Origin of the sequence: Achromobacter sp. E1, assembly GCF_037039475.1 — a bacterium.
GTDB classification, from domain to species: Bacteria; Pseudomonadota; Gammaproteobacteria; order Burkholderiales; family Burkholderiaceae_B; genus Achromobacter; species Achromobacter mucicolens.
In genome coordinates this window covers 1,336,564-1,362,378 of the sequence record NZ_CP146253.1, presented here as the reverse complement: position 1 = coordinate 1,362,378, position 25,815 = coordinate 1,336,564, and the positions used below count along the sequence as shown (strand labels likewise).

Sequence of the window (25,815 nt, the reverse complement as noted above, 5' to 3'; positions counted from 1 at the left end):
TCAGAGCTCGATGCCGGCGCGTTCGGCGACGGTGTGCATGTCCTTGTCGCCGCGGCCCGACAGATTGACCAGGATCACGGCGTCGCGCGGCAGCGTGGCGGCCATCTTGACGGCTTGCGCGATGGCGTGCGAGGACTCCAGCGCGGGCATGATGCCTTCGATGCGGCAGCAATCGTGAAAAGCCTTCAGGGCTTCCTCGTCGGTGATGCCGACGTATTCGGCGCGGCCCGAATCCTTCAGCCAGGCGTGTTCCGGGCCGACGCCCGGATAGTCCAGGCCGGCGGAGACGGAATGCGTTTCCTGGACCTGGCCGTCCGCGTTCTGCATGACGTAGGTGCGGTTGCCGTGCAGCACGCCCACCTGGCCCGCGGCCAGCGATGCAGCGTGCTTGCCGCTGTCCATGCCCTCGCCCGCCGCTTCGACGCCGATCAGGCGCACTTCTTCGTGGGGGATGTAGGGATGAAAGATGCCCATGGCGTTGGAGCCGCCGCCCACCGACGCCACGACGTAGTCGGGCTGGCGGCCGATGGCCTCGGGCATCTGCGTCAGGCATTCGTTGCCGATGACGGTCTGGAAATCGCGCACCATGCGGGGATAGGGGTCGGGACCCGCCACCGTGCCGATGATGTAGAACGTGTTTTCGATGTTGGTGACCCAGTCGCGCATGGCTTCGTTCAGCGCGTCCTTCAGGGTGCGCGAACCGGAAGTCACGGGCACCACGGTCGCGCCCAAGAGCTTCATGCGGTAGACGTTGGAGGCCTGGCGGCGCACGTCTTCGCTGCCCATGTACACCACGCATTCCATGCCGTAGCGGGCCGCGACGGTGGCCGTGGCCACGCCGTGCTGGCCCGCGCCGGTTTCGGCGATGACGCGCGGCTTGCCCATGCGCTTGGCCAGCAGGGCCTGGCCGATGCAGTTGTTGATCTTGTGCGCGCCGGTGTGGTTCAGGTCTTCGCGCTTGAACCAGATCTGGGCGCCGCCGACCAGCTCGGACCAGCGCCGGGCGTGGTAGACGGGGCTGGGCCGGCCCACGAAATGCTTGAGTTCGTAGTTGAACTCTTCCAGGAAGGCGGGATCGACCCGATAACGGTCATAGGACGCGCGCAGTTCATCGAGCGCGTGCATCAGCGTTTCCGCCACGAAAACACCGCCATAAGGCCCGAAATGGCCCTTGGCATCCGGAAAGTCGTAAGGTTTCACCAAAGCATCTCCCCCGGCATCGCGGCAGGCCACTGCCGGCCGCAAATCCGGTTTGCAACCCGTCATTTTACCTGACGCGGACGGCACCGGCGTGCCGCCCGCCCCCAGGAGGTCCGCTCGTCAGAGCGACTGCCCCATGCGGCGCAGGAAGGTTTCACAGGCGGCAAGCTGGTCCAGCGCCACGTATTCGTTGGGCTTGTGGGCCTGTTCGATGTGGCCGGGGCCGCAGACCACCGTGGGAATGCCGATCCCCTGGAAAAGCCCCGCCTCGGTGCCGTAGGCCACCTTGCGCGTGGCGCGGTCTTCGGTCAGGGCGCGCACGAGCTGGGTGATGGCGGCTTCTTCCGAGGCTTCCAGGGCGGGCGCGGCGGCGCCGGTCTCGATTTCGATGCTGGCGCCGTCGAATTCGGCCTTCATCTTCGGCAGCAACTCTTCGCGCACGTATTTTTCGACTTCGGCCTGGATGTCGTCGGGGCGCATGCCCGGCAGATTGCGGAATTCGTAGGTGAATTCGCACAGTTCGGGAATGGTGTTGACCGCGATGCCGCCCCGGATCTGGTTGGTGGTCATCGTGGAGAACGGCACGTCGTAGAACTGATCGTAGGGGCCGTTGGCCTTGAAGCTGTCCGCGAGGTCGCGGATGCGGCAGATCAGGCGGGCGGCGTATTCGATGGCGTTGCAGCCGCGCGGCGTGAGCGAGGAATGCGCCGCCTTGCCGTGGACCTTGCAACGGAAGAGATTGATCCCCTTGTGGGCCACCACGACCTGCATGCCGGTGGGTTCGCCCACGACGCAGCCCTCGGGGCGGATGCCGCGTTCGTGCAGGTCGGCCAGCATGTACGGCGCGCCCGCGCAGCCGACTTCCTCGTCGTAGGAGAATGCCAGGTGGATGGGTTTCTTGCGCGGCATGGCCATGAATTCGGGCACCAGGGCGAGGGATCCGGCAATGAAGCCCTTCATGTCGCAGCTGCCGCGGCCATAGAGCAGACCGTCTTTTTCGACAAGTTTGAACGGGTCCGTGCTCCAGTCCTGGCCGTCCACGGGCACCACGTCGGTGTGGCCCGACAGGACGATGCCGCCCTGCTGGTTGCCGTCTTGCGCCGGCAGCGTGGCAAAGAGGTTGGCCTTGGTGCGCTCGGGGTTGTGCGCCAGCCATGCCTCGACGCCCTGGCCCTTGAGCCAGTCACGGACGGTTTCGATCAGGGCAAGATTGGAATTGCGGCTGGTGGTGTCAAAGCCAACCAGCGTTTCCAGCCAGGTGCGCGCGTTCATGTCACTACTCTCGTGGGGAAAAGACGCAGTGTAAAGCCAGGCAGCGGCCGCGTCTCGGGCCCCTTGCGGACGATTGCCAGGACGGCCGGGGCGGCACGGCCTAGAATGTCGGCCGGATTTTACAAAGCCCCCAAGGAGATCCCGTGCAGCACAAAGCAGTCCCCACACGCAACATCGTGGCAGCGGTAATCGGCAACGCCCTCGAATGGTATGACTTCCTGGTGTTCGCGTTCATGACGCCGATCATCGCCAAATTGTTCTTTCCCACAGACCCCAGCGTCCCCGGCAGCGAACTGAACGCCATCCTCATGACCACCGCCATCTTCGGCGTCGGGTTCTTCATGCGCCCGGTGGGCGGCATCATCCTGGGCCTGTACGGCGACCGCAAGGGCCGCAAGGCCGCCATGGTGCTGGTGACCTCGCTGATGGCCGTGTCCATCGCGCTGATCACGGTGGCGCCCACCTACCACGCGGCCGGCATCCTGGCGCCGATCTTCATCCTCATCGCTCGCTTGCTGCAAGGCTTCTCGGCCGGCGGTGAGTTCGGCACGTCGACGGCGCTGCTGATCGAAATGGCGCCCAACGGCAAGCGCGGGTTCTACGGCTCGTGGCAGATGGCGGGCCAGATGCTGGCGCTGCTGATTGGCGCGGCCTGCGGCACGCTGATCACCGAGTTCTTCACCGAGCAGCAGATCGCCGACTGGGCATGGCGCCTGCCGTTCGCCTTTGGCCTGGTGATCGTGCCGATCGCCATCTATATCCGCCGCAACGTCGACGAAACGGACGCCTTCAAGCAAATGAAGGAAGCCGACCGCCAGGCCGCCGAGCGCGGCGAGGTAAAGCGCCTGTCGCTGGGTCAGATGCTGCGCACCCACACGCGCGAGACGCTGATCGGCGTGGGCCTGGTGGTGACGGCCACGGTGTCCATCTACATCACCTTCACGTATCTGGTCACCTATTCGACCAAGGTGCTGATGCTGCCGCTGAACCAGACCTTCCTGGTGCAGATGGCGGGCGCGGCGCTGATGGTGGTGCTGACCCCGTTCATGGGCGCCTGGTCCGACCGCATCGGCCGCCGTCCGCTCGTGATCGGCTCGCTGATCGGCTACCTGATCGTGCTGTACCCGCTGTACTTCTGGCTGTCGGATGCGCCGTCGATCGGCCGCCTGCTGACCGTGCAGGTCGTGGTCTGCATTTTCGTGTCGGCGTTCTTTGGCGTGTTCAGCACGGTGATGGCCGAGCTGTTCCCGGCGCGCGTGCGTTCGGTGGGCCTGTCGCTGGCCTATAACGTGGCCGTGATGATCTTTGGCGGGTTCGCGCAGTTCATCGTGACCTGGCTCATCAAGACCACCGGCTCGCCCATGGCGCCCGCCTACTACGTGATGTTTGGTGTGGCCCTGGGCCTGGTTGCCGCGTTCTACATGCGTGATCGCGCGCATGAAGACCTGGAGCACTGAGGCCTGAACCGCCCCGCCCCGCGTTGTTCAGCGCGTGGGGCAATCTCCGGCAGCGGCGCCGCTGCCGGACACCCCTCTAGCGGCGCGTTGCCGACGACACGCCTGGCACTTCGGCCAGCGCATCGAGCGCGCGCGACAGCGATTCGCCGCCGCGCACTTCCACCGTGAACACCATGTGAGCCAGCGACTGCTTGCTCTGCGTGTTCACGCCCACCACGTTCAGGCGCAGGCGCGCAAACACTTCGGACAGGTCGCGCAAGAGGCCCGACCGGTCGTGCGCGCGCACGCTGATGTCGACCGGATAGAAGGTATCGGCGGTTTCGCCCCACGCCACCTCGATGACGCGTTCGGGCTCACGCGCGGCCAGCGCCAGGTAGCTGTGGCAGTCGCGGCGGTGAATAGACACGCCACGCCCGCGCGTCACGAATCCGGAGATCGCGTCCGGCGGCGCGGGGCGGCAGCAGCGGGCAAGCTGCGTCAACAGCGACCCCACCCCGACCACCAGCACGCCGCTCTTGCCGCTTTTCTCGGCGCTGCCCGCGCTGGCGTGCCGCAGCGCGGCCGGCGTGGGCTCGGCCGCCGGCGCCGGCTGCTGGAACACCGCATCGATCTGGCGCAGGCTGAATTCTTCCTTGGCCGCGGCAACGTACAGGTCGTCGGCGCGGGCAAAGCCCAGGTTCTGGGCCAGCTGCTCCAGGTTGATGGCCGTCTTGCCCAGACGCTGCAGTTCCTTTTCGACGAGCGCCTGGCCCTGCGTGATGCGCTGCTGCAGTTCAATGGCGTTGAACCACATGCGCACCTTGGCGCGTGCGCGGGGGCTGGCCAGAAAGCCCAGCTGCGGATTGAGCCAGTCGCGCGACGGGCCGCCGGACTTGGCGGAGATGATCTCCACGGTCTGCCCGGTGGACAGATGCGTCTGCAGCGGCACCATCTGTCCATCGACGCGCGCGCCCCGGCAACGGTGACCCAGGTCGGTATGCAGGTGGTAGGCAAAATCCACCGGCGTGGCGCCGGCGGGCAGCTCGATCACGCGCGCCTGGGGCGTCAGCACATAGATGCGCTCGTCGGTGTGCGCGGGCGCCGCCACCGCGCCGCGGCTCTTGCCCGCGGCGGCCCTGCCCGAGCCGGGCTTGGCCGGCTCAGGCGGCGTGTCCGCGCCGCCCTCGACTTCGCTGTTCCAGGCCAGTAACTGGCGCATCCAGGCAAGCTGCCGGTCGTATTCGCTGGAGGCGGCCACCTGGCCGCCCTTGGCGCCCGCTTCCTTGTAGCGCCAGTGCGCGGCCATCCCGTATTCGGCGAACTGATGCATCTCGCGCGTGCGGATCTGCACTTCGAAGGGGCGGCCATCGTCATCGGTGACCACCGTGTGCAGGGACCGGTAGCCGTTGGGCTTGGGCCGCGAGATGTAGTCGTCGAATTCCTCGGACAGCGGCGTCCACATCTCGTGCACCATGCCCAGCGCCGTGTAGCACGCGCGCACGTCGTCGACGATGACGCGCAGCGCCCGCAGGTCGTACATCTGCGAGAAGTCCAGGCGCTTGACGCGCATCTTGTTCCAGATGCTGTAGATGTGCTTGGGCCGGCCGCTGACCTCGGCCTGGATGCCGCTTTTGGCCAGGGCTTGTTGCAGGCGGGCGATGGCGCCGGCGATGAAGGCCTCGCGCTCGACCCGTTTTTCTTCCAGCAGGCGGGCGATGTGCTTGTACTTTTCGGGCTCAAGAAACCGGAAGGACAGGTCTTCCATTTCCCATTTGATCTGCCAGATGCCCAGCCGGTTGGCCAGCGGCGCGTACAGGTCCAGGGTCTCGCGGGCAAAGTCGGGCGAGCACGGGGCCTTGGTTTCGGCGTGCCAGCGCAACGTGCGCAGCCGCGATGCCAGCCGCATCAGCACGATGCGCAGGTCGGCGGCCATGGCCAGCAGCATCTTGCGCTGCATTTCCTTTTGCGAGCCGCTTACCGCGGCGGCGTCGCTGGCCTGGCGGGCGACCACGCCCAGGCGCAGCAGGGCGTAGGCGCCCTGCACCAGCCGCGCGACCTCCGTGCCAAAGGCAGCGGCGATGGGGTCGTTTCGCAGGGACGGCGCGGGGGCCATCAGGTCGGTGGGCAGCGCGGCCAGGAGCGCGGCGGTGCGCGTGGCCGCGTCGGTGTGCATGGCGGCCAGGATACGGACCACGCCGGCGCCGTGGCCGGCCAGGGGCTCGCCCGTGAGGGCGTTCTGGCCGTGGAAACGCGGCTCGGCCCAGGCGACGGCCCGGTCCAGCAACGTCAGGCCATCGGCATCCAGGCCCGCCCCGGCTTCCTGCCGCCAGGAAGCGTCGAATGGCGAAGGCGCATCGGGAACAGGCGGGGCGGACATGACGGGCGTAGCACAGGTATCTGGTTGAATATCCCGACACTCTACACTAGGGTTCAATCACCCTGAACACCCTGCCGCATCCCGGCATATGGAAGGAACCAAAGCTTATGTTGCGCTGGCTGAAGGGGCGCGGCGCCCGCCCGTCCGAGGTCGCCGAAATGCAGGCCCGCATCCCGCCCGAACTGTGGCGGCAGGTGCTGGACACCTATCCGTTTCTGGCCGTGCTGACGCAGGACGAAGCCGCCCAGCTGCAGTCGCGCGCCGCGTGGCTGCTCGCCAGCAAGACCATCAACGGCGCGCAGGGACTGGAGGTCTCGGACTTCATGCGGCTGTCCATCGCCGCGCAGGCCTGCCTGCCCATCCTGAACCTCACGCCCGAGCTGTACGAAGGCTGGGACGAGATCATCGTGTATCCCGCCAGCTTCCGCATTCCGCGCTCGCGTCAGGACGAGGATGGCGTGGTCCACGAGTACATCGAGGACGCCGCGGGCGAAGCCTGGGAAGGCGGGCCGCTGGTCCTGTCCTGGGAGGACACGCAGTTGTCCGAAGGCGGCTTTAACGTGGTCATCCACGAATTTGCCCACAAGCTGGATCTGCGCTCGGGCTTTGCGGACGGCATGCCGTCGTTGTCGGCGCACCCCGAGATCCAGCCGCGCGCGTGGCGCCAGGTGCTGGACGACAGCCTGGACCGCTTCATTGCGGCGGTCGACGCCGTGGAGGCGGCGATCCCGCGCGACGTGGACCCCGAGAGCGAGGAAGCGGACGCCTGGTACGGGCAGCTGCCGATGGATCCCTACGCGGCCACGGACGAAGGCGAGTTCTTTGCCGTCAGTTCGGAGCACTTCTTCGTGGATCCCCACCCCATGCAGCAGGCCCTGCCCGAGTGGTATGCGATGCTGCGGGCGTATTACCGGCAGGATCCGGCGGAGCGGTACGCATGAAGGAATTGCTGATCGTATGGCATTCGCGCACGGGCGCGGCACAGCAGATGGCGCGCGCCGCCGCGCGCGGGGCCGCCGAAGCCGCGGCCGCGCTGGAGCAGCCGGACGATCTGCGCGTTATGTTGATGCGCGCGCAGGATGCCGGCGACGACGCTTTGCTGGCCAGCCACGGGTTCCTTTTCTGCGCCCCCGAAAACCTCGCCAGCTTGAGCGGCGAGATGAAGGAGTTCTTTGATCGCAACTACTACGCGGTGCTGGACCGCCTGCAGGGACTGCCCTACGCGGCCATGATCAGCGCGGGCAGCGACGGCGCGGGCGCCGCCCGGCAGGTCGAACGCATCTGCACCGGCTGGCGGCTGACCCCGGTCGCGCCCGCCGTCATCGTGAACCTGGGCGCCCAGACCGCCGCGCAGATCCTGGCGCCCAAGACCGTGCCGCCGGCGGATCTGGCGCGTTGCGCGGAACTGGGCGGTTTGATGGCGGGAATCATGCTGATGGGTGCGTAACGCGGCGGGGTGGTGGTGTCTGACACCCTGGGGCGATGAACTTCAGCTTGTAGCGGCGTCTCTGAGGGTGTCAGACACCGTGTAGCGAGGAACTGGGCGGTTTGATGGCGGGAATCATGTTGATGGGCGCGTAACGCGGCGTGGGTAGCTGACATCCACGCAATGAAAAAGCCCTCGGCGTTGGCCAGAGGGCTTTTCCGGGTGCCGGACGAGGCCGGCATTCAGACTGCGTGCCTCACAGGGCGGCCGTCACCACGATCTCGACCTTGTAGTCGGGGTTGGCAAGGCGGGCCTCGACGGTGGCGCGGGGGGGCGAGTTGCCGTCGGCAACCCATGCGTCCCAGGCCTTGTTCATGCCGTCGAATTCCTTCATGTTGGCCACGTAGATCTGGGCCATCAGGATCTTGGTCTTGTCGGTGCCGGCTTCGGCCAGCAGACGGTCGATCGTGGCGAGCACTTGCTCGGTCTGGCCCGTGATGTCCAGTGTGGCATCGTCCGGCACCTGGCCCGCCAGGTAGGCAACGCCGTTGTATACGGCCATGTCCGACAGGCGCTTGGTCACGTGAAAGCGCTTGATGCTGCTCATGAGAATTCCCCTAGAGTCGAGTGGTTTGGTTGGAACTGGGTAAGGCTGCCCGCGCGCGACGCCCGGGCGTCGTCAGGCAGGCGGCAACTGGAAAACCTGGCGCAGATAGGCCAGGTAGGCGGGATCGTCGCACATCGTCTTTTCGGGCGCATCCGACACCTTGGCCACCGGCTGGCCATTGCAGCGGACCATCTTCATGACGATCTGCAGCGGCTCGTGGCCCAGGTCGTTGGTGAGATTGGTGCCGATGCCGAACGACACCTTGCAGCGGCCCGAGAACTGGCGCGCCAGCTCGATGGCGCGCGGGAAGGTCAGCGCATCCGAGAACACCAGCGTCTTGGCGCGCGGATCGACGCGGTTCTTGCGGTAGTGCTCGAGCAGGCGCTCGCCCCAGATGAAGGGATCACCGGAATCGTGGCGCGCGCCGTCAAAGAGCTTGCAGAAATACATGTCGAAGTCGCGCAGGAACGCATCCATGCCGTAGACGTCCGACAGCGCGATGCCGAGGTCGCCGCGGTACTCCTTGGCCCAGACCTCCAGCGCGAACACCTGCGAATCGCGCAGCCGCGGACCGAGGGCCTGGCAGGCCTGCAGATATTCGTGGCCCATGGTGCCCAGCGGCAGCACGTCGTGCTCCTTGGCAAGCAGCACGTTGCTGGTGCCCGCGAAATGCGGGCCCATCTCGGCTTTCATGGTGGAGACGATTTCTTCGTGCCAGGCCTTGGAGAAGCGGCGCCGCGTGCCGTATTCGGCCACGCGGAAATCCGCCAGCGCGGGATCGTCCAGCACCAGATGCATCTTGGACTGCAGGCGTTTGCGGCCCTCTTCCCAGTCCGGATGCTTGCGGGTGTTTCGGAAATAGACCTCGTTGACGATGGCCAGCACGGGAATCTCGAACAGGATCGTGTGCAGCCACGGCCCCTTGACCTCGATGCTGATTTCGCCGGGGCCTTCGCCTTCGCTGATGTGAATGCAGCGCTCCGGCATGTGGAACAAACCCAGGAAATCAACGAAGTCGCTTTTGATAAAGCGCAAGCTGCCGAGATATTTAAGCTCGTCTTCCGTGAAGCGCAACTGACATAGCTGATGCACTTCGTCGCGGATTTCGTCCAGATAGGGGCGCAAATCCACGCCTTGCGTCCGGCATTTGTACCGGTACTCGACCTGGGCAGCCGGGAAGTGATGCAGCACCACTTGCATCATGCTGAATTTATACAGGTCGGTGTCGAGCAGCGAAGTAATAATCATGATTGCGCGTTTCGTTTCGCGACACCATAGCATGAAGCAGCGGGCCTTCGACACGATGGGCCACGCTGTCAATACGGGTATTGCCGGCACATCGGCGCGGCATTGGGTAAAATCCGCCCATTAAGACACATCTGCCGCCGATCCCCGGAGTTCCTGAATGACCCACGTAGTCACCGAAAACTGTATCAAGTGCAAGTACACCGATTGCGTCGACGTGTGCCCGGTGGACTGTTTTCGTGAGGGTCCGAACTTCCTCGTGATCGACCCCGACGAATGCATCGATTGCGCAGTCTGCATCCCCGAATGCCCGGCCAACGCGATCTACGCCGAAGAAGACGTGCCGCAGGACCAACTCAATTTCATCGCGCTGAACGCCGAACTCTCCCCGGAATTCGCCAGCATCAGCCGCGCCAAGAAGCCCCTGCCCGACGCCGACGAATGGAACGGCAAGCAGGACAAGCTGCAATACCTGGAAAAGTAATCCACGGGCGCCGGCCGCACGCCGGACCGGCGCTTTCCGTGCGATGTCCCGATGACCGACGACTCGAAATACACGCGCCAGACCATCACCAGCGTCCACACCTGGGTGCCGGACAAACTGTTCTCCGTGCGCGTGACGCGGGACGAGGCCTTCACGTTCGTGCCAGGCCAGTTCGCCCGGGTGGGTCTGCCCGGCACTGAAGACCCTGACGGCGCGCCCACGATCTGGCGCGCCTATTCCATGGTCTCGGCCCCGCATGAGCCCTGGCTGGAGTTCTATTCCATCGTTGTCCCGGACGGTCTCTTCAGTCCGCGCATGGCGCGTCTGCAGCCCGGCGATGCGCTTTACGTCGAAAAGGCCCCCTACGGCTTTCTGACGTTGGAGCGCTTTGCGCCCGGCGGCGACCTGTGGCTGCTGGCCTCGGGCACCGGTTTGTCGGCCTACCTGTCCATCCTGCGCGACCCGGCCGTCTGGCGCGCTTACCGCCGCATCGTCCTGGTGCACGGCGTGCGCACCGCGGCCGAACTGGCCTATCGCGACGAAATCGACTCCTGGCGCCGCGATCCGGCCCTGGCCGAGATGTTTGCCGCCGACCCCGGCAAGCTCGTCTACCTGCCCATCGCCACGCGCGAAGCCATGCCCGGCATGCCGCAAGCGCGCATCACCACGCTGATCGCCGATGGCCGCCTGGAGCAGCTGGCCGGCCAGCCGCTGGATCCCGAGACCGCCAAGGTCATGCTCTGCGGCAACCCCGCCATGCTGGCGGAGGCACGAAAATTGCTGGGTGATCGGGGATTCAAGCCGGGACGCCGCGGCATTCCTGGCAACCTGGCAGTAGAAAACTACTGGTGATCCCGCACTGCATGGCGTAGTGCATAAATCCACCTTTTGGCATCACCGCAAGGCACGAACGCGGCCCTAAACTGGTGCGAAACACATGACGGGTCGCTTTTTAGCAACAAAATCAGGCACTTTGCCTGACATTCTTCAGTCTGATTGGAAATATCGTTACGCCTCGGAGCAATAATCGGGGCACACGCTCGACCCAGAAGGACTTCCCCGAAATGCTGTACCAATTGCACGAAATGCAGCGCGCCTTCCTGACTCCGTTCGCTGCATTCACGGACGCCGGTTCTCAGCTGTTCTCCAGCCCCTACAGCCCGCTCGCCTATACCCCGATTTCGCGCCAGATGGCCGCCGGGTATGAGCTGATGACCCGTATCGGCAAGGAATACCAGAAGCCCGCCTGGAATCTTCCCACCACCCAGATCGGCGGCAAGTCCGTGCGCGTGATCGAAGCCGTGGCCATGGACAAGCCGTTCTGCCGACTGGTGCACTTCCAGCGCGACGTGCGCCTGGCTGGCAAGAACGATCCCAAGGTGCTGCTGGTGGCCCCGCTTTCCGGGCACCACGCCACCCTGCTGCGCGATACCGTGCGCGCCCTGCTGCCCAACCACGATCTCTATGTGACCGACTGGGTCGACGCGCGCATGGTGCCGCTGTCGGCCGGGCCGTTCCATCTGAACGACTACGTGCGCTACGTGCAGGACTTCATCCGCCACCTGGGCCCGGACGTGCACGTGATTTCCGTGTGCCAGCCCACGGTGCCGGTGCTGGCCGCCGTGTCCCTGATGGCCTCTGCCAACGATCCCTGCCAGCCGCGCAGCATGGTGATGATGGGCGGTCCCATCGACCCGCGCCAGTCGCCCACGCAGGTCAACCGGCTGGCCACGACCAAGCCCTACGCCTGGTTCGAGAACCAGGTGATCCACCCCGTTCCGCCCCGCTATCCGGGGGCCGGCCGCCGGGTCTATCCGGGCTTCCTGCAACATGCGGGATTCATGGCCATGAATCCGGACCGCCACATGAAGTCGCATTACGACTTCTACCTGGATCTGCTGCGTGGCGACGACAGCGATGCCGAAGCGCACCGCCGTTTCTACGACGAATACAACGCCGTGCTGGACATGCCGGCCGAGTTCTACCTGGACACGATCCGTATGGTGTTCCAGGAGTTCGCGCTGCCCGGCGGCACCTGGGAAGTGGACGGCAAGCTGGTGCGCCCGGCCGACATCAAGGACGTGGCCCTGTTCACCATCGAAGGCGAACTGGACGACATTTCCGGCCAGGGCCAGACGCGCGCGGCCATCACGCTGTGCAAGAACATTCCGGCCGATCGCAAGGCGCACTACACCGCGCCGAACTGCGGCCACTACGGCATCTTCTCGGGCCGCCGGTGGCGCGAAATGATCTGTCCTAAAATTGCCGAGTTCATCCGGCAATCGGCCTGAGGACGGCGCCGCGCCGTCCATCCGGCGGGGCACGGGCGTAAGCCCGGCGCCGCCTGCAGCCTGATCCGTATCCCCGGGGCCCAAGCGGCCCCTTTTCATTACTGGCTTTACATGTCCTGTCGCTCATTAGCCGACCGCGTTGATGCCTTGCTGCCTCAGACGCAATGCACCAAATGCGGTTACGACGGCTGCCGGCCCTATGCCGAGGCCATCGCCGAGGGCGCCGCGCCGATCAACCGCTGTCCGCCCGGCGGCGAGGACGGCGTCGCCGCCTTGTCCGCGCTGCTCGGCACGCCCCTGCTGCCGCTCGATCTGTCACGCGGGGAACCCGGCCCGCTGCTCGTCGCGCGCATCGACGAATCGCATTGCATCGGCTGTACGCTGTGCATCCAGGCCTGTCCGGTCGACGCCATCGTCGGCGCCAACAAGCACATGCACACCGTGCTGGAAGATTGGTGCACCGGCTGCGACCTGTGCGTGGCGCCCTGTCCCGTCGACTGCATCGAGATGGTGCCGGCCGGGCGTGCATGGACCAGCGAGGACGCCGCCGTCAGCCGCGAGCGTCATCGCCGTCATCAGGCGCGCGCCGAGCGCCTGGCTGCCGACAACGCGCGCCTGATGGCACCGGACGTGCCCGAAGCGCCCGCGCCCGTGGCGCCCGCCGCCGAGGATGCGCAAAAGGAAGACCGCAAGCGCTCCGCCATCGAATCCGCGCTGGCCCGCGCCCGGGCCCGCCGCAATCCCACGCAGTCATGAACGCCGCCAAACGTCGAGAGATCTTCGCCCGCCTGAAGGCGGCCAACCCCACCCCCACCACCGAACTGGAATACGCCACGCCGTTCCAGCTGCTGATTGCCGTGCTGTTGTCGGCACAGGCGACGGACAAGTCGGTCAACATCGCCACGCGCAAGTTCTTCCCGCAGTACGGCACGCCCGAGGCCCTCTTGGCGCTGGGCGAGGAAGGGCTTGCCGACTACATCAAGACCATCGGCCTGTTTCGCACCAAGGCCAAGAACGCGATCGCCACCTGCAAGATCCTGATCGAGCAGCACGGCGGCCAGGTGCCGCAAACGCGCGAGGCCCTGGAGGCCCTGCCCGGCGTCGGCCGCAAGACGGCCAACGTGGTGCTCAACACCGCGTTCGGACAGGCAGCCATGGCGGTGGACACGCATATATTCCGCGTCTCGAATCGCACCGGCATCGCGCCCGGAAAAAACGTGCTGGAAGTCGAGCAAAAACTCATGAAGTTCGTGCCCAGTGAATATCTGCTGGACGCGCATCACTGGCTTATCCTGCACGGCCGCTACGTTTGCGTGGCGCGCAAGCCGAAGTGCCCGCAATGCGGCATTTCCGACCTCTGCGAATTCAAGCAGAAAACGCCTGCCTGAAACCTGCGCGCTGGTATTCACCTGCGATTATGCGAGCGGAAAACCGGGTTTTCCCTCGCCTTTTGCCGCGTGACATCTTGATGACGATCAACGCGTAATTGCTGCAATGCATTTGCATATCGGGAGCCCATTCTCCCCATAATCACACTGCATTGTCGGCATGCCGACAATTGGCCTTTCCGCAGTGCAAAACCTATGACAAACCCTCATGGAATTTTGATTGCGACGTCCGCATACTCGCCGGCAACTCATAAGAAAACTGAGCACGCAAACAGTTTTCCAACCCTGCGGGGGCCCGACGCAATGACGCCGGGCGGAGACCATATAAATACAACGCTGGTGCAGCGAACATGGATGACACAATCCTGGAGACAAAAGGCCTCACCAAAGAGTTCCGCGGCTTTGTCGCGGTCAACGGGGTCGATTTGCGTATCAAGCGGGGCGAGATTCATGCCTTGATCGGGCCTAACGGCGCGGGCAAGACCACATGCTTCAACCTGCTGACGAAATTCCTCGCTCCCACGTCGGGCAGCATCAGGTTCAATGGCATCGACATCACCGGCGAGCGGCCCGCGCAGATCGCGCGGCGCGGGATCATCCGGTCGTTCCAGATATCGGCGGTGTTCCCGCACCTGACCGTGCTCGAGAACGTGCGGATCGGCCTGCAGCGCAAGACCGGCCTGTCCTATCACTTCTGGCAAAGCGACAAGCGGCTCGCCTCCTTGAACGAGCCGGCGCGCGCGCTGCTTGAACAGGTGGACCTGGGCGACTTTGCCGATGAAACCACAGTCAACCTGCCGTACGGCCGCAAGCGCGCGCTCGAGATTGCCACCACGCTGGCGATGGAGCCCGAGCTGATGCTGCTGGACGAACCCACCCAGGGCATGGGCCACGAAGACGTGGACCGCGTCACGCAATTGATCAAGCGCGTAAGCGCCGGGCGCACCATCCTCATGGTGGAACACAACATGAACGTCGTGTCCTCCATCGCCAACACCATCACCGTGCTGGCGCGCGGATCGGTGCTGGCCGAAGGTTCCTACGCCGAAGTCTCCCGCCATCCGGCCGTGATGCAGGCTTACATGGGCACGACCGACGGCGAACTTCAAGGAGCGCACGCATGAGCACCCCCGCACTCGAAATCTCGGGCTTGAACGCCTGGTACGGGGAATCGCATATCCTGCACGGCGTGGACATGCGCGTTGGACAAGGCGAGGTCGTCACGCTGCTGGGCCGCAATGGCGCCGGCCGCACCACGACGCTGCGCGCCATCCTGGGCCTGACCGGTTCGCGCAAGGGCTCGGTCCGCATCCATGGCACCGAGGCCATCGACCTGCCCACTTACAAGATTGCCCATTTGGGCGTGGGCTATTGCCCCGAGGAACGCGGCATCTTCGCCAGCCTGTCTTGCGAAGAGAACCTGCTGCTTCCGCCGGTCGTGGGCTCGCTTGGCGGCGGCATGTCGCTGGCCGAGATCTACGACATGTTCCCCAATCTGCAGGAACGCCGCAATTCCCCGGGCACGCGCCTGTCGGGCGGCGAACAGCAGATGCTGGCCGTGGCGCGCATCCTGCGCACCGGCGCAAACCTGCTGCTGCTCGACGAAATCTCCGAAGGCCTCGCGCCCGTCATCGTGCAGGCGTTGGCCCGCATGATCACGGCGCTCAAGCAGCGGGGTTACACCATCGTCATGGTGGAACAGAATTTCCGCTTCGCCGCGCCGCTGGCCGACCGCTTCTACGTCATGGAGCACGGCCAGATCGTCGAGCACTTCGAAGCTGCCGAACTTTCAGAAAAACAGGACACGCTCAACGAACTGTTGGGCGTCTAAAGCAACCTGTGTCATCCGCCGGAACCCCGGCAAACACCACACCGTAGGGAAGAGGAGTCATCCCATGAAGCTGCACACCATCACTGCTGCACTGGCCATGGCGGGCCTGGGATTCGCGGGGGCAACCGCCCACGCTCAAGGTATCTCCGACGATGTCATCCGCATCGGATTCATCACCGACATGTCGGGCGTTTACTCCGACATCGACGGCAAGGCCGGCCTGGAAGCCGTGCGCATGGCGGTCGAGGACTTCGGCGGCACGGTCAACGGCAAGAAGATCGAAATCGTCTCCGCCGACCACCAGAACAAGGCCGACGTCGCTTCGGCCCGCGCCCGCGAATGGTTCGACCAGCAGAAGGTCGACGTCATCATCGCCGGCACCAACTCGGCCACCAGCCTGGCCATGGCGGCGGTGGCCGCTGAAAAGAAGAAGCCCTTCATCGCGGTGGGCGCCGGTTCGTCCGACCTGACCAACGCCCAATGTTCGCCGTACACCGTGCACTACGCCTACGACACCGTGGCGCTGGCGCGCGGCACCGGCTCGGCGGTGGTGAAGGACGGCGGCAAGAGCTGGTTCTTCCTGACTGCGGACTACGCGTTCGGCCACGCGCTGGAACGTGACACGATGGCGGTCGTCAAGGCCGCGGGCGGCGAAGTGAAGGGCCAGGTGCGCGCACCGCTGGGCGCTTCGGACTTCTCGTCGTTCCTGCTGCAGGCGCAAGCCTCCAAGGCGCAGATCCTGGGCATGGCCAACGCCGGCGGCGACACCATCAACACGGTCAAGGCCGCCAACGAATTCGGCGTCACCAAGAGCATGAAGCTGGCCGGCCTGCTGGTGTTCATCAACGACGTGCACTCGCTCGGCCTGGACGCCACCAAGGGCATGTACCTGACCGATGGCTGGTACTGGGATCAATCCGACGCCTCGCGCGCCTGGTCCAAGAAGTTCGAGTCCAAGGTCGGCCGCAAGCCGTCCATGCTGCAGGCGGGCGATTACTCGTCGGCGATGTTCTACCTGAACGCCGTCAAGGCCACCGGCTCGGATAACGGCGACGACGTGATGAAGTGGATGAAGTCGAACAAGGTGAACGACTTCTTCGCCCAGGGCGGCGTCGTGCGCGAGGACGGCCGCATGGTCCACGACATGTACCTGATGCAAGTGAAGACCCCGGCCGAATCCAAGGGCCCGTGGGACTACTACAAGGTGGTGGCGACGCTGCCTGGCGACGAGGTCTACACCAAGTTGTCCGAGTCCACCTGCAAGCTGGTCAAGAAATAAACCGGCGCATGTGATCCCGGATGCGGCCCGGGCCGACAGCCCGGCCGCATCCTTCCTGACTAGCTCGCTTCCTTCCGTACCGCGCAGGACTTTCACACGATGACTGACATTTTCGGCATCCCCATACAGGCCTTGTTCGGCCAGCTGTTACTGGGCCTGGTCAACGGTTCCTTCTATGCAATGCTGTCGCTCGGACTCGCCGTCATCTTCGGGCTGCTCAACGTCATCAACTTCGCCCACGGCGCTCTGTACATGCTGGGCGCCTTCGTCGCATGGATGGGGCTGTCGTACTTTGGCCTGAATTACTGGATCATGCTGATCCTGGCGCCGCTGATCGTGGGCCTGTTCGGCATCATCATCGAAAAGCTGCTGCTCAAACACCTTTACAAGCTCGACCACCTGTACGGGCTGCTGCTCACCTTCGGGCTGACGCTGCTGATCGAAGGGCTGTTCCGCAGCTTCTACGGCGTGTCGGGCCAGCCCTATCCCACGCCCGAAGCCCTGCGCGGCGCAACCAACCTGGGTTTCATGATCCTGCCGAACTACCGTGGCTGGGTCGTGGCGGCATCGATCATCGTCTGCTTTGCCACGTGGTACGTCATTGAACGCACCCGCCTGGGCGCCCTGCTGCGCGCCGGCACCGAGAATCCGCGCCTTGTGGAATCCTTCGGCGTGAATGTGCCCCGCATGATCACGCTGACTTATGGGTTCGGCGTGGCGCTGGCGGGCTTTGCCGGGGTGCTGGCCGCGCCGGTGCTGCAGATCTCGCCGCTGATGGGATCGAACCTCATCATCGTCGTGTTCGCGGTGGTCGTGATCGGCGGCATGGGCTCCATTCTTGGCGCCATCGTCACCGGGTTGGGCCTGGGCGTGATCGAAGGCCTGACCAAGGTGTTCTGGCCCGAAGCGTCCAGCACGGTCGTCTTCATCATCATGGCCATTGTTCTGTTGATCCGCCCGGCCGGGCTGTTCGGAAAAGAAAAATGAATCGTCAATTCCTGGGCTATGCGGTCTTGGCCATCGTGGTGGCCTTGCTTCCCTTCGCAGGCGTGTATCCGATCTTCGCCATGAAGGTCATGTGCTACGCCCTCTTCGCGTGCGCCTTCAACCTGCTGCTTGGCTTCACGGGGCTCTTGTCCTTCGGCCACGCCGCCTTTTTGGGCAGCGCGGCCTATGCGGCCGGGCACAGCATGAAGGTCTGGGGCCTGCCCACCGAGCTGGGCCTGCTGTTCGGCGTGGCCGTGGCGGCGCTGCTGGGCCTGGCCATGGGCGCGCTGGCCATCCGCCGCAGCGGCATCTACTTCGCCATGATCACGCTGGCGCTGTCGCAGATGGTGTTCTTCTTCTTCCTGCAGGCCAAGTTCACGGGTGGCGAGGACGGCCTGCAAAGCGTGCCGCGCGGCACGCTGTTCGGGCTGGTCGACCTGTCCAAGGACATCAACCTGTACTACCTGGTGATGGCCATCTTCATCATCGGCTACTTCATCATCTGGCGCACGGTGAACTCGCCCTTCGGGCAGGTGCTGCAGGCGCTGCGTGAAAACGAGCCGCGAGCCATCTCGCTGGGTTACGACGTCGACCGCTTCAAGCTGGTGGCCTTCGTGCTGTCGGCCGCCCTGGCGGGCCTCGCGGGCGCCACCAAGACGCTGGTGTTCGTGTCGGCCACGCTGTCGGACGCCACCTGGCAGATGTCCGGGCTGGTGATCCTGATGACGCTGATCGGCGGCCTGGGCACGCTGACCGGTCCGGTGCTGGGCGCGTTCATCGTGGTGCTGCTGGAGAACAAGGTGGGCGACTTCGGCCAGATGATGGCCAACCTGACCGGCGTCGAATGGTTCCTGCGCCTGGGCGAGTCCGTCACCATCGTGAGCGGCCTGATCTTCGTGGTCTGCGTGCTGGCGTTCCGGCGCGGCATCGTGGGCGAACTGGGCGCGCTCTTCAACCGCCGGCGCGCCGCCCGCGCGTGATCCGACTGATCGGTTGATTGACCCCCGGGGCCGCGCACAGCGGCCCCGTTGCATTGGGGCGCGCGGCAGCGCCCCGTACAATGGCAGGCACCCTACTACACAGGTGCCGACCATGCGCATCACGCATCTCGTTCCCGGCCTCGGCGCGCTCGCGCTGGCCGCCGCCCTGCTGTCCCCCGCCGCGGCCCAGGCCGCGCCCGCCGCCCCCGTTTGCGAAGTCGACCGGCCCGTCCGTTTCAGCGGACTGAACTGGGAGTCCAATCTTGTCCTGGCCGGCATCGAGCGCTTCGTGCTGGAACACGGCTACGGCTGCAAGACGTCTGTTGAAATCGGCGAAACCCTGCCCATGCTGGCCGCGCTGCAACGCGGCGACGTCGATGTCACGCCCGAGGTCTGGCCCGGCCAGATCGAAGGCGCCTGGAAGAAGGCGCTTGCCAGCGGCAAGGTGCTGGGCGTGGGCCACGTCTATGACGCCGGTGAAGGCTGGTACGTGCCGCGCTACACCGTCGAGCGGCACCCGGAGCTCAAATCCGCCGCCGACCTGGCGCGCTTCAAGGAGGTGTTCGCCGACCCCGAAGACCCGGGCCGCGGCCGCATCTACGGATGCCCGGCCGGCTGGGCCTGCGGCACGCTGAACGACAACCTGCTGCGCGCGCTGAAACTGGACAAGGACTATTCGCTGTTCGCGCCCGGCTCCGGCGCCGCGCAGAAGGCCGCCATCGTGTCGGCCTACAAGCGCAAACGCGACATCGTCTTCTACTACTGGACGCCCACGTCGCTGGTTGGCGCGCTGGACCTGGTCAAGCTGGAACTGCCCGCGTTCGACCAGGCGGCCTACACCTGCATGACCGATCCCAAGTGCGCGGATCCCGTGCCCACGCAGTTCAAGCCCAATCCGGTCGTCACCGGCGTGAACGCCGATTTTGCCAAGCAGGCGCCGCGCGTGACCGAGTTCCTGTCCAAGCTGACGGTGCCCGACGAAGCCATCGACGCGACGCTGGGATGGCTGGAAAACGAGGGCAAGGAGCCGGAGGACGCCGCGCGCTATTTCCTCAAGCAGTACGCGTCCGTCTGGCGGCAATGGATGCCCGCGGACGTTGCTGATCGCGTGCAGGCGGCGCTGGCCAAGGAATAGCAGTCCGGCTCATGTATTCTGGCGATTCGGCGTTCTGGACCCGCTTCGCGCCCGATCGCCAACCCGATTCAAGCAAAGGATGACAATCATGGATGCCTTGTTCTGGCACAACGGTCACTGGACCACTGAAAACCCCAAACTGCTCGGCCCGGCCGACCACGCCTTCTGGATGGCCAGCATGGTCTTTGACGGCGCGCGCGCATTCCGCGGCCTGACGCCCGACCTGGACCTGCACTGCCAGCGCGTCGTGCGCTCGGCCGAAAAGATGCTGATGAAGCCGCAGATGACCTGGGAAGAAATCCAGGACCTGTGCCTGCAGGCCGTGGCGCGCTTCCCCGAAGGCTCGGAGCTCTACATCAAGCCCATGTTCTTCTGCGCCGACGGCTTCCTGCTGCCGGACGCCGACAAGACCCAGTTCGTGCTGCATGTGTTCAAGGTGCCGATGCCGGGCGACCAGGGCTTTTCCGCCTGCTTCTCCAGCTTCGCGCGCTCGTGGCCCAACATGGCGCCCACCGACGCCAAGGCCTCGTGCCTGTACCCCAACGGCCAGCGCGCCATCCGCGAAGCCGCCGAAAAGGGCTTCGACAACGCCATCATGCTGGACGGCGCGGGCAATCTGGCCGAGTTCGCCACCAGCAACCTGTGGCTGGCCAAGGACGGCGTCGTATCCACCCCGGTGGACAACGGCACGTTCCTGAACGGCATCACGCGCCGCCGCGTGCTGGCGCTGCTGAAGGCCGATGGCATCGAGGTCCAGGAACGCAGCCTGACGCGCGCCGACGTCGAAGCTGCCGACGAAGTGTTTTCGTCGGGCAACTACGGCAAGGTGGTGCACGTAAACCGCGTCGAGGACCGTGCGCTGGAATACGGCCCGATCGCGCGCCGTGCGCATCAGCTGTACATGGAGTACGCGGAAAGCACGCGCCGCTGACCACGCAGCCGGAGGCCCGCGCGCACCCCGCGCGGGCCGTCAGGCAAATAACAGCAAGGCGGCGTACGCTGTGGGCTTCCGACCGTGAGGCCCGATCATGCAAAGCAGACGCACATTCCTGCGCCACGGCGCCACCCTGACCGGCGCCGCCGCCGCCCTGTCGCTGTTTCCCCCCGCGATCCGTCGCGCGCTGGCCATTCCGGCCAACCGCCGCACCGGCACGATCCGCGATGTCGAGCACATCGTGATCTTCATGCAGGAAAACCGTTCGTTCGATCACTATTTCGGCGGTCTGGCGGGCGTGCGCGGCTTTGGCGACCGTTTTCCCATCCCGGTGCCGGACAGCCCCGATGCCCGGCATCGCACTGTCTGGGCCCAGTACAACGACAAGCCGGATGAAGGCGCGCCGCGCACCGTCCTGCCGTACCGGCTGGATACGCGCGAAGCCTACGAGGCCATGCGCGTGGCGAGCACGCCGCACACCTGGTCCAACGCGCAGGACGCCTGGGACGCCGGCCGCATGGGCAACTGGCCCGCCGCCAAGAAGAACCATTCGATGGCCTACTACACGGAAAGCGACCTGCCCTTCCAGTACGCCATGGCCCGCGCCTTCACCGTCTGCGACGCCTACCATTGCTCGTTCACCGGCGGCACCAACACCAACCGCCTGTTCCTGTGGACCGGCACCAATGACGGCCTGGCGCGCGGCAATGGCCCGGCGATGGGCAATGTCTACAACAAGCTCACCGGCGGCGACCCGGCCGGGGCCTACACCTGGACGACCTATCCCGAACGGCTGGAACGGGCGGGCGTGAGCTGGCGCATTTACCAGAACATGGCGGACAACTATTCGCTCAATCCCACGGCGGGCTTCAAGGCCTATCGCGATGCGTACCAGGAACTGCCGGGTGCGCTGGCGGCGCTCAAGCACAAGGCGCTGGTCACGCGCGACCTGGACCTGCTGCGCCAGGATGTGCTGGACGGCACGCTGCCCCAGGTGTCCTGGATTTGCGCGACCAAGGCAGGCTCCGAACATCCCAGCCCGTCCAGCCCCGCGCAGGGCGCCGACTACACGGCGCGCGTGCTCGACGCGCTGACCGCGAATCCCGCCGTGTGGAGCAAGACGGTGCTGCTGCTGATGTTCGACGAGAACGACGGCTTTTTCGACCACATGCCGCCCCCGGCGCCGCCATCGCGTCTTCCCTCCGGCGAGCTGGCCGGCGCCTCCACGGCCGACACCGCGGGCGAATATCACGAACATCTATCCGGCGTTGAAAAGGACGACACGCCGGCGCATCTGCATGGCGCCTATGGGCTGGGGCCGCGCGTACCCATGTATGTGTTGTCGCCGTGGACCAAGGGCGGCTGGGTCAATTCGCAGGTGTTCGATCACACGTCGGTGCTGCGTTTCATCGAGCGGCGCTTCGGCGTGGCCGAGCCGAACATCTCGCCATGGCGGCTGGCGGTCTGCGGCGATCTGACCAGCGTGTTCGATTTCGCGGCGCCCGACGACGGCAACCAACTGCGGGGCCTGCCCGCCACGGCCGAACGCGCGGCCCGCGCGGCCGCGCTGGACGGCACGGTCAAGCCGCCCGCCCCGCTCGACCCCGCGCCCGCCCGCCAACACGCCGGCACACGCCCGTCACGCACGCTTCCCTATGCGCTGCAGGCTCACGCCCGCGTCCAGGACGATGGCGTCACCCTGCGGTTCGAAAACGTGGGCACGGCGGGCGCGGTGTTTCACGTCTACGACCGGCTGGACCTGGAGCGCGGGCCGCGCCGGTACACCGTGGAGGCCGGCAAGACGCTCGACGGCACATGGCCCGCCGCAACAGACGGGCGCTATGACCTGTGGGTGCTGGGCCCCAATGGCTTTCACCGGCACTGCGCCGGGCGTATCGGGCAGCCGTCGCTGGCGGTCGTGGCGGCTTGCGACGGCGCGGGCGCGCGGCTGCGCGTGTCGTTGCATAATCCGGACACCCGGCCGCGCGTCTACCGCATCGACGCCAATGCCTATGGATACCCCGGCGACACCGAAGCCGAGCTGGCTGCCGGCGAATCCCGCGAGCTTGCCTGGGAAATGTCACGCAGCGGCGGCTGGTACGACATCAGCGTGCGCGACAGGCAGGATCCGTCCTTTCTGCGCCGCTTTGCGGGGCGCATCGAAACCGGCGCCGACTCGACATCGGATCCCGCGATGGGAGAGGAATTGATCGTGCGATGGACGCCCGTGCCTTGACGCCGCGCGCTGAAGGAACGGCGTGGCCCTGCCATGCGTCGGCGCACTGCGGCACAACGCAAAACGCCGGCCCCTCGCGGCAGCCGGCGTTCTGGTCTGGCGCGTGGCGTCAGGCCGCTTCGGCGCCCTTGCCCAGCCCCAGGTAGCTTTCGATGACCTTGGGGTCACCTGCCAGCTCGCGCGCCGGGCCGTGCAGGATGACCTCGCCCGTTTCCAGCACGTAGCCGTAGTCGGCCACCTGCAGCGCCGCGCGGGCGTTCTGCTCGACCAGCAGGATCGCCACGCCGGTCTCGCGCAGGCGCGCAATGATGTGGAAGATCTCGCGCACGATGCGCGGCGCAAGGCCCAGGCTGGGTTCGTCCAGCATCAGGAGTGTCGGCTTGGCCATTAGCGCGCGGCCCACGGCCAGCATCTGGCGTTCGCCGCCCGACAAGGTGCCGGCCTGCTGGGCGCGGCGCTCGCGCAACCGCGGAAACAGGTCGAAGACTTCGTTCAGCGTGTCGCGCCAGCCGCTTTCGCGGGCGCGATAACGGCGAAAGCCGCCGAGCAGCAGGTTGTCTTCCACGGACATGGTGCCGAAGAGTTCACGGCGCTCGGGCACCAGCGACATGCCGGCCGCCACGCGACGCTCGACCATCCAGCCCGACACGTCCGCGCCGGCGTAATGCACGGCGCCGGCGGCGTGGCCGGTCTGCGGCAGCGAGCCCATGATGGCGTTGAGCATCGTGGACTTGCCGGCGCCGTTGGCGCCGATCACCGTGACGATGCTGCCGGCCGGCACGCTGAGCGAGGCGCCTGCCAGCGCGCCGACCTTGCCGTAGCGGGCCGACAGGTTGCTGACTTCCAGGACGGGGGAATTGGTTGCGCTCATCACACGCCTCCCGCGGGCACGGCCTTGGCCTGGTCGGCTTCGGGCAGGTCGTCGTCGATGCCGCCCAGGTAGGCCTCCAGCACCGCCGGGTTCTTTTGCACGTCGGCCGGCACGCCTTCGGCCAGCTTCGTGCCGAAATCCATCACCACGAGGTGGTTGGTCAGGCGCATCACAAAATCCATGTCATGTTCGACGAGCAGAATGCTCATGCCTTCCGCGCGCAGCTGTTCCAGCACGCGCGCCAGGTCCTGCTTTTCCTTGTAGCGCAGGCCGGCGGCCGGCTCATCGAGCAGCAGCAGCAAGGGGTCGCAGGCCAGCGCACGGGCAATTTCCAGGATGCGCTGCTGGCCCAGGGCCAGGTTTCCGGCCTGTTCGTACAGATATTCACCCAGGCCCACGCGCTTGAGCTGCTCGGCCGCCTCGTGCAGCAGCTGCGCTTCACGCGCACGGTCCGAATGCAGCGCGCCCGACAGCACGCCCACGTCCGAGCGCAGGTGCGCGCCCAGCGCCACGTTTTCCAGCACGGTCATGCCGGGCAGCAGTTGCACGTGCTGGAACGTGCGGCCCACGCCCATCTTGGCGATCTCGCGCGCCGAACGGCTGTCGATGCGCTGGCCCATGAACGTGACCTGGCCGCGCGTCACCGGCAACACGCCGCTGATGAGGTTGAAGGTGGTGCTTTTGCCGGCGCCGTTCGGACCGATGAGCCCCATGATCTCGCCAGAACGCACCTTGAAGGTGATGTCGTTCACGGCCACCAGACCGCCAAATTCCTTGCGGATGGCGTCGACTTCCAGCACGACCTGGCCGGGCTGCGGGCGCTCGCGCGTCGGCAGGGCCGGGGCCGCCGCGGGCGGCGCCAGGTTGCGGCGCGAACCATCGGCGCCGGTGATGCTGCCCCACCAGCCCGACAGGATCGGCCACAGGCCGTTGCGCGCGTACTGCAGCATCAGGATCAGCAGCACGCCGAAGACGATCATCTCGAAGTTGGCGTTGGTGTCCAGCAGCTTGGGCAGGAGGTTCTGCAACTGGTCCTTCAGCACCAGGATGACGCTGGAACCCAAGAGGGCGCCCCAGACGTAGCCCGCGCCGCCGACCACCGCCATGAACAGGTATTCGATGCCGTAGTTCAGGCCGAAGGGGCTGGGGCTGACCGCGCGCTGCATGTGCGCATAGAGCCAGCCCGACAGGCAAGCCAAAAGCGCCGCCCAGACGAAGATCACGATCTTGTATGCGGCGGTGTTCACGCCCATGGACTCGGCCATGCCCGCCCCGCTCTTCAACGCGCGGATGGCGCGGCCCGGACGCGAGTTGAGCAGGTTGCGCGTGGCCCACAGCGCCAAGAGGACGCAGACCCAGATCAGGTAGTAGATGTGACGGCCGCTGGCCAGCGACATGCCGAAGATGCTGATGGGCTCGATGCCGGCAATGCCGTCATGCTTGCCCAGCCAGTCGATGTTGCCGAACAGGTAATACAGCGACAGGCCCCAGGCGATGGTGCCCAGTGGCAGGTAGTGACCCGACAGGCGCAGCGTGATCGCGCCCAGCAAGTAAGCCACGACGGCGGTCAGGATGAGGCCCGCGGGCAGCGCCAGCCAGGGCGACACGTCGTATTGCGTCGTCAGGTAGGCCGTCGTGTAGGCGCCCAGCCCCACGAACGCGGCCTGGCCGAAGGACGTCAGGCCGCCGACGCCGGTCAGCAGCACCAGGCCCAGCACGACCAGGCTGGCCAGACCGATGTAGTTCAGTTGCGTCACCCAGAATTCGGGCGTGGCCGACACCATCGGCAGGCCCGCCAGGACGACGAGAAAAACGGCAAGCAGAATGCGGTTCATG

General features: G+C 65.8%; 23 protein-coding genes. 16 read left to right on the top strand and 7 right to left on the bottom strand.

Annotated elements, in window-relative coordinates:
• Both trpB and argE read right to left on the bottom strand, forming a co-directional pair.
• Nucleotides 1-1,200, bottom strand: coding sequence for a tryptophan synthase subunit beta (gene trpB / locus V6V88_RS06200; protein WP_056322725.1), 1,200 nt, complete (start codon nt 1,198-1,200; stop codon nt 1-3).
• A gap of 120 nt (nt 1,201-1,320) precedes the next feature.
• Entirely contained in the window at nt 1,321-2,472 is a 1,152-nt protein-coding gene (argE, locus tag V6V88_RS06195; protein WP_062840548.1) for an acetylornithine deacetylase, read from the bottom strand.
• A 143-nt stretch (nt 2,473-2,615) separates the two neighbouring features.
• Between argE and V6V88_RS06190 the strand changes: the two genes are divergently transcribed.
• Complete coding sequence (locus V6V88_RS06190; protein ID WP_056321854.1) at nt 2,616-3,929, top strand: MFS transporter; 1,314 nt, start codon at nt 2,616-2,618, stop codon at nt 3,927-3,929.
• A gap of 76 nt (nt 3,930-4,005) precedes the next feature.
• Here V6V88_RS06190 and V6V88_RS06185 read toward each other — a convergent pair whose 3' ends face one another.
• Nucleotides 4,006-6,285 carry a bifunctional (p)ppGpp synthetase/guanosine-3',5'-bis(diphosphate) 3'-pyrophosphohydrolase gene (locus tag V6V88_RS06185; RefSeq protein ID WP_338618430.1) on the bottom strand — a complete coding sequence of 760 codons (2,280 nt, stop codon included), beginning with the start codon at nt 6,283-6,285 and terminating at the stop codon, nt 4,006-4,008.
• 107 nt (nt 6,286-6,392) lie between these two features.
• Between V6V88_RS06185 and V6V88_RS06180 the strand changes: the two genes are divergently transcribed.
• Together V6V88_RS06180 and V6V88_RS06175 are read left to right on the top strand one after the other, a co-directional pair.
• Nucleotides 6,393-7,226, top strand: a complete 834-nt coding sequence (locus V6V88_RS06180; RefSeq protein WP_175235152.1) for a M90 family metallopeptidase — start codon at nt 6,393-6,395, stop codon at nt 7,224-7,226.
• Nucleotides 7,223-7,732 carry an NAD(P)H-dependent oxidoreductase gene (locus tag V6V88_RS06175; RefSeq protein WP_338618428.1) on the top strand — a complete coding sequence of 170 codons (510 nt, stop codon included), beginning with the start codon at nt 7,223-7,225 and terminating at the stop codon, nt 7,730-7,732. Before V6V88_RS06180 ends, V6V88_RS06175 begins: the two co-directional genes overlap by 4 nt.
• 235 nt (nt 7,733-7,967) lie before the next feature.
• On the opposite strand, the gene V6V88_RS06170 is transcribed toward V6V88_RS06175, so the two are convergent.
• Nucleotides 7,968-8,318, bottom strand: coding sequence for a RidA family protein (locus V6V88_RS06170; RefSeq protein ID WP_056321843.1), 351 nt, complete (start codon nt 8,316-8,318; stop codon nt 7,968-7,970).
• Between the two features lie 72 nt (nt 8,319-8,390).
• The gene (pncB, locus tag V6V88_RS06165; protein WP_056321839.1) at nt 8,391-9,566 is read right to left on the bottom strand and encodes a nicotinate phosphoribosyltransferase; all 1,176 of its coding nucleotides are present in this window, start codon (nt 9,564-9,566) and stop codon (nt 8,391-8,393) included.
• A 157-nt stretch (nt 9,567-9,723) separates the two neighbouring features.
• Between pncB and fdxA the strand changes: the two genes are divergently transcribed.
• From fdxA to V6V88_RS06100, 13 genes are all read left to right on the top strand, one after another.
• Nucleotides 9,724-10,047: a ferredoxin FdxA gene (gene fdxA, locus V6V88_RS06160; protein ID WP_006389264.1), complete on the top strand. Its 324-nt coding sequence runs from the start codon at nt 9,724-9,726 to the stop codon at nt 10,045-10,047.
• Between the two features lie 51 nt (nt 10,048-10,098).
• Entirely contained in the window at nt 10,099-10,899 is an 801-nt protein-coding gene (locus V6V88_RS06155) for a ferredoxin--NADP reductase (protein ID WP_062840543.1), read from the top strand.
• 212 nt (nt 10,900-11,111) lie between these two features.
• Nucleotides 11,112-12,338, top strand: a complete 1,227-nt coding sequence (gene phaZ, locus V6V88_RS06150; protein ID WP_062840542.1) for a polyhydroxyalkanoate depolymerase — start codon at nt 11,112-11,114, stop codon at nt 12,336-12,338.
• A gap of 111 nt (nt 12,339-12,449) precedes the next feature.
• Nucleotides 12,450-13,094: an electron transport complex subunit RsxB gene (gene rsxB, locus V6V88_RS06145; protein ID WP_280001826.1), complete on the top strand. Its 645-nt coding sequence runs from the start codon at nt 12,450-12,452 to the stop codon at nt 13,092-13,094.
• On the top strand, nt 13,091-13,726 hold the full coding sequence (gene nth, locus V6V88_RS06140; RefSeq protein ID WP_062840540.1) for an endonuclease III: 636 nt from the start codon (nt 13,091-13,093) through the stop codon (nt 13,724-13,726). The genes rsxB and nth overlap by 4 nt, the downstream gene beginning before the upstream one ends.
• Nucleotides 13,727-14,076: 350 nt before the next feature.
• Nucleotides 14,077-14,850 carry an ABC transporter ATP-binding protein gene (locus tag V6V88_RS06135; RefSeq protein WP_062840539.1) on the top strand — a complete coding sequence of 258 codons (774 nt, stop codon included), beginning with the start codon at nt 14,077-14,079 and terminating at the stop codon, nt 14,848-14,850.
• Nucleotides 14,847-15,557, top strand: a complete 711-nt coding sequence (locus V6V88_RS06130) for an ABC transporter ATP-binding protein (protein WP_062840538.1) — start codon at nt 14,847-14,849, stop codon at nt 15,555-15,557. The genes V6V88_RS06135 and V6V88_RS06130 overlap by 4 nt, the downstream gene beginning before the upstream one ends.
• 64 nt (nt 15,558-15,621) lie before the next feature.
• Entirely contained in the window at nt 15,622-16,836 is a 1,215-nt protein-coding gene (locus V6V88_RS06125; RefSeq protein WP_062840537.1) for an ABC transporter substrate-binding protein, read from the top strand.
• 99 nt (nt 16,837-16,935) lie between these two features.
• Nucleotides 16,936-17,823 (top strand): branched-chain amino acid ABC transporter permease, encoded by an 888-nt coding sequence (locus V6V88_RS06120; protein WP_056321820.1) that lies wholly within the window; start codon nt 16,936-16,938, stop codon nt 17,821-17,823.
• On the top strand, nt 17,820-18,803 hold the full coding sequence (locus V6V88_RS06115; RefSeq protein WP_056321818.1) for a branched-chain amino acid ABC transporter permease: 984 nt from the start codon (nt 17,820-17,822) through the stop codon (nt 18,801-18,803). Before V6V88_RS06120 ends, V6V88_RS06115 begins: the two co-directional genes overlap by 4 nt.
• A 112-nt stretch (nt 18,804-18,915) precedes the next feature.
• Complete coding sequence (locus V6V88_RS06110) at nt 18,916-19,938, top strand: ABC transporter substrate-binding protein (RefSeq protein ID WP_338618418.1); 1,023 nt, start codon at nt 18,916-18,918, stop codon at nt 19,936-19,938.
• Between the two features lie 88 nt (nt 19,939-20,026).
• The gene (locus V6V88_RS06105) at nt 20,027-20,869 is read left to right on the top strand and encodes a branched-chain amino acid aminotransferase (protein ID WP_062840534.1); all 843 of its coding nucleotides are present in this window, start codon (nt 20,027-20,029) and stop codon (nt 20,867-20,869) included.
• A 97-nt stretch (nt 20,870-20,966) separates the two neighbouring features.
• Nucleotides 20,967-23,108, top strand: a complete 2,142-nt coding sequence (locus V6V88_RS06100; RefSeq protein ID WP_338618416.1) for a phospholipase C, phosphocholine-specific — start codon at nt 20,967-20,969, stop codon at nt 23,106-23,108.
• Nucleotides 23,109-23,217: 109 nt separating this feature from the next.
• Here the strand turns inward: V6V88_RS06100 and V6V88_RS06095 are convergent, their stop codons facing one another.
• Entirely contained in the window at nt 23,218-23,979 is a 762-nt protein-coding gene (locus tag V6V88_RS06095; RefSeq protein WP_056321805.1) for an ABC transporter ATP-binding protein, read from the bottom strand.
• Nucleotides 23,979-25,814, bottom strand: a complete 1,836-nt coding sequence (locus tag V6V88_RS06090) for a branched-chain amino acid ABC transporter ATP-binding protein/permease (protein ID WP_175209983.1) — start codon at nt 25,812-25,814, stop codon at nt 23,979-23,981. The genes V6V88_RS06095 and V6V88_RS06090 overlap by 1 nt, the downstream gene beginning before the upstream one ends.
• Between the last annotated feature and the right edge of the window lies 1 nt (nt 25,815).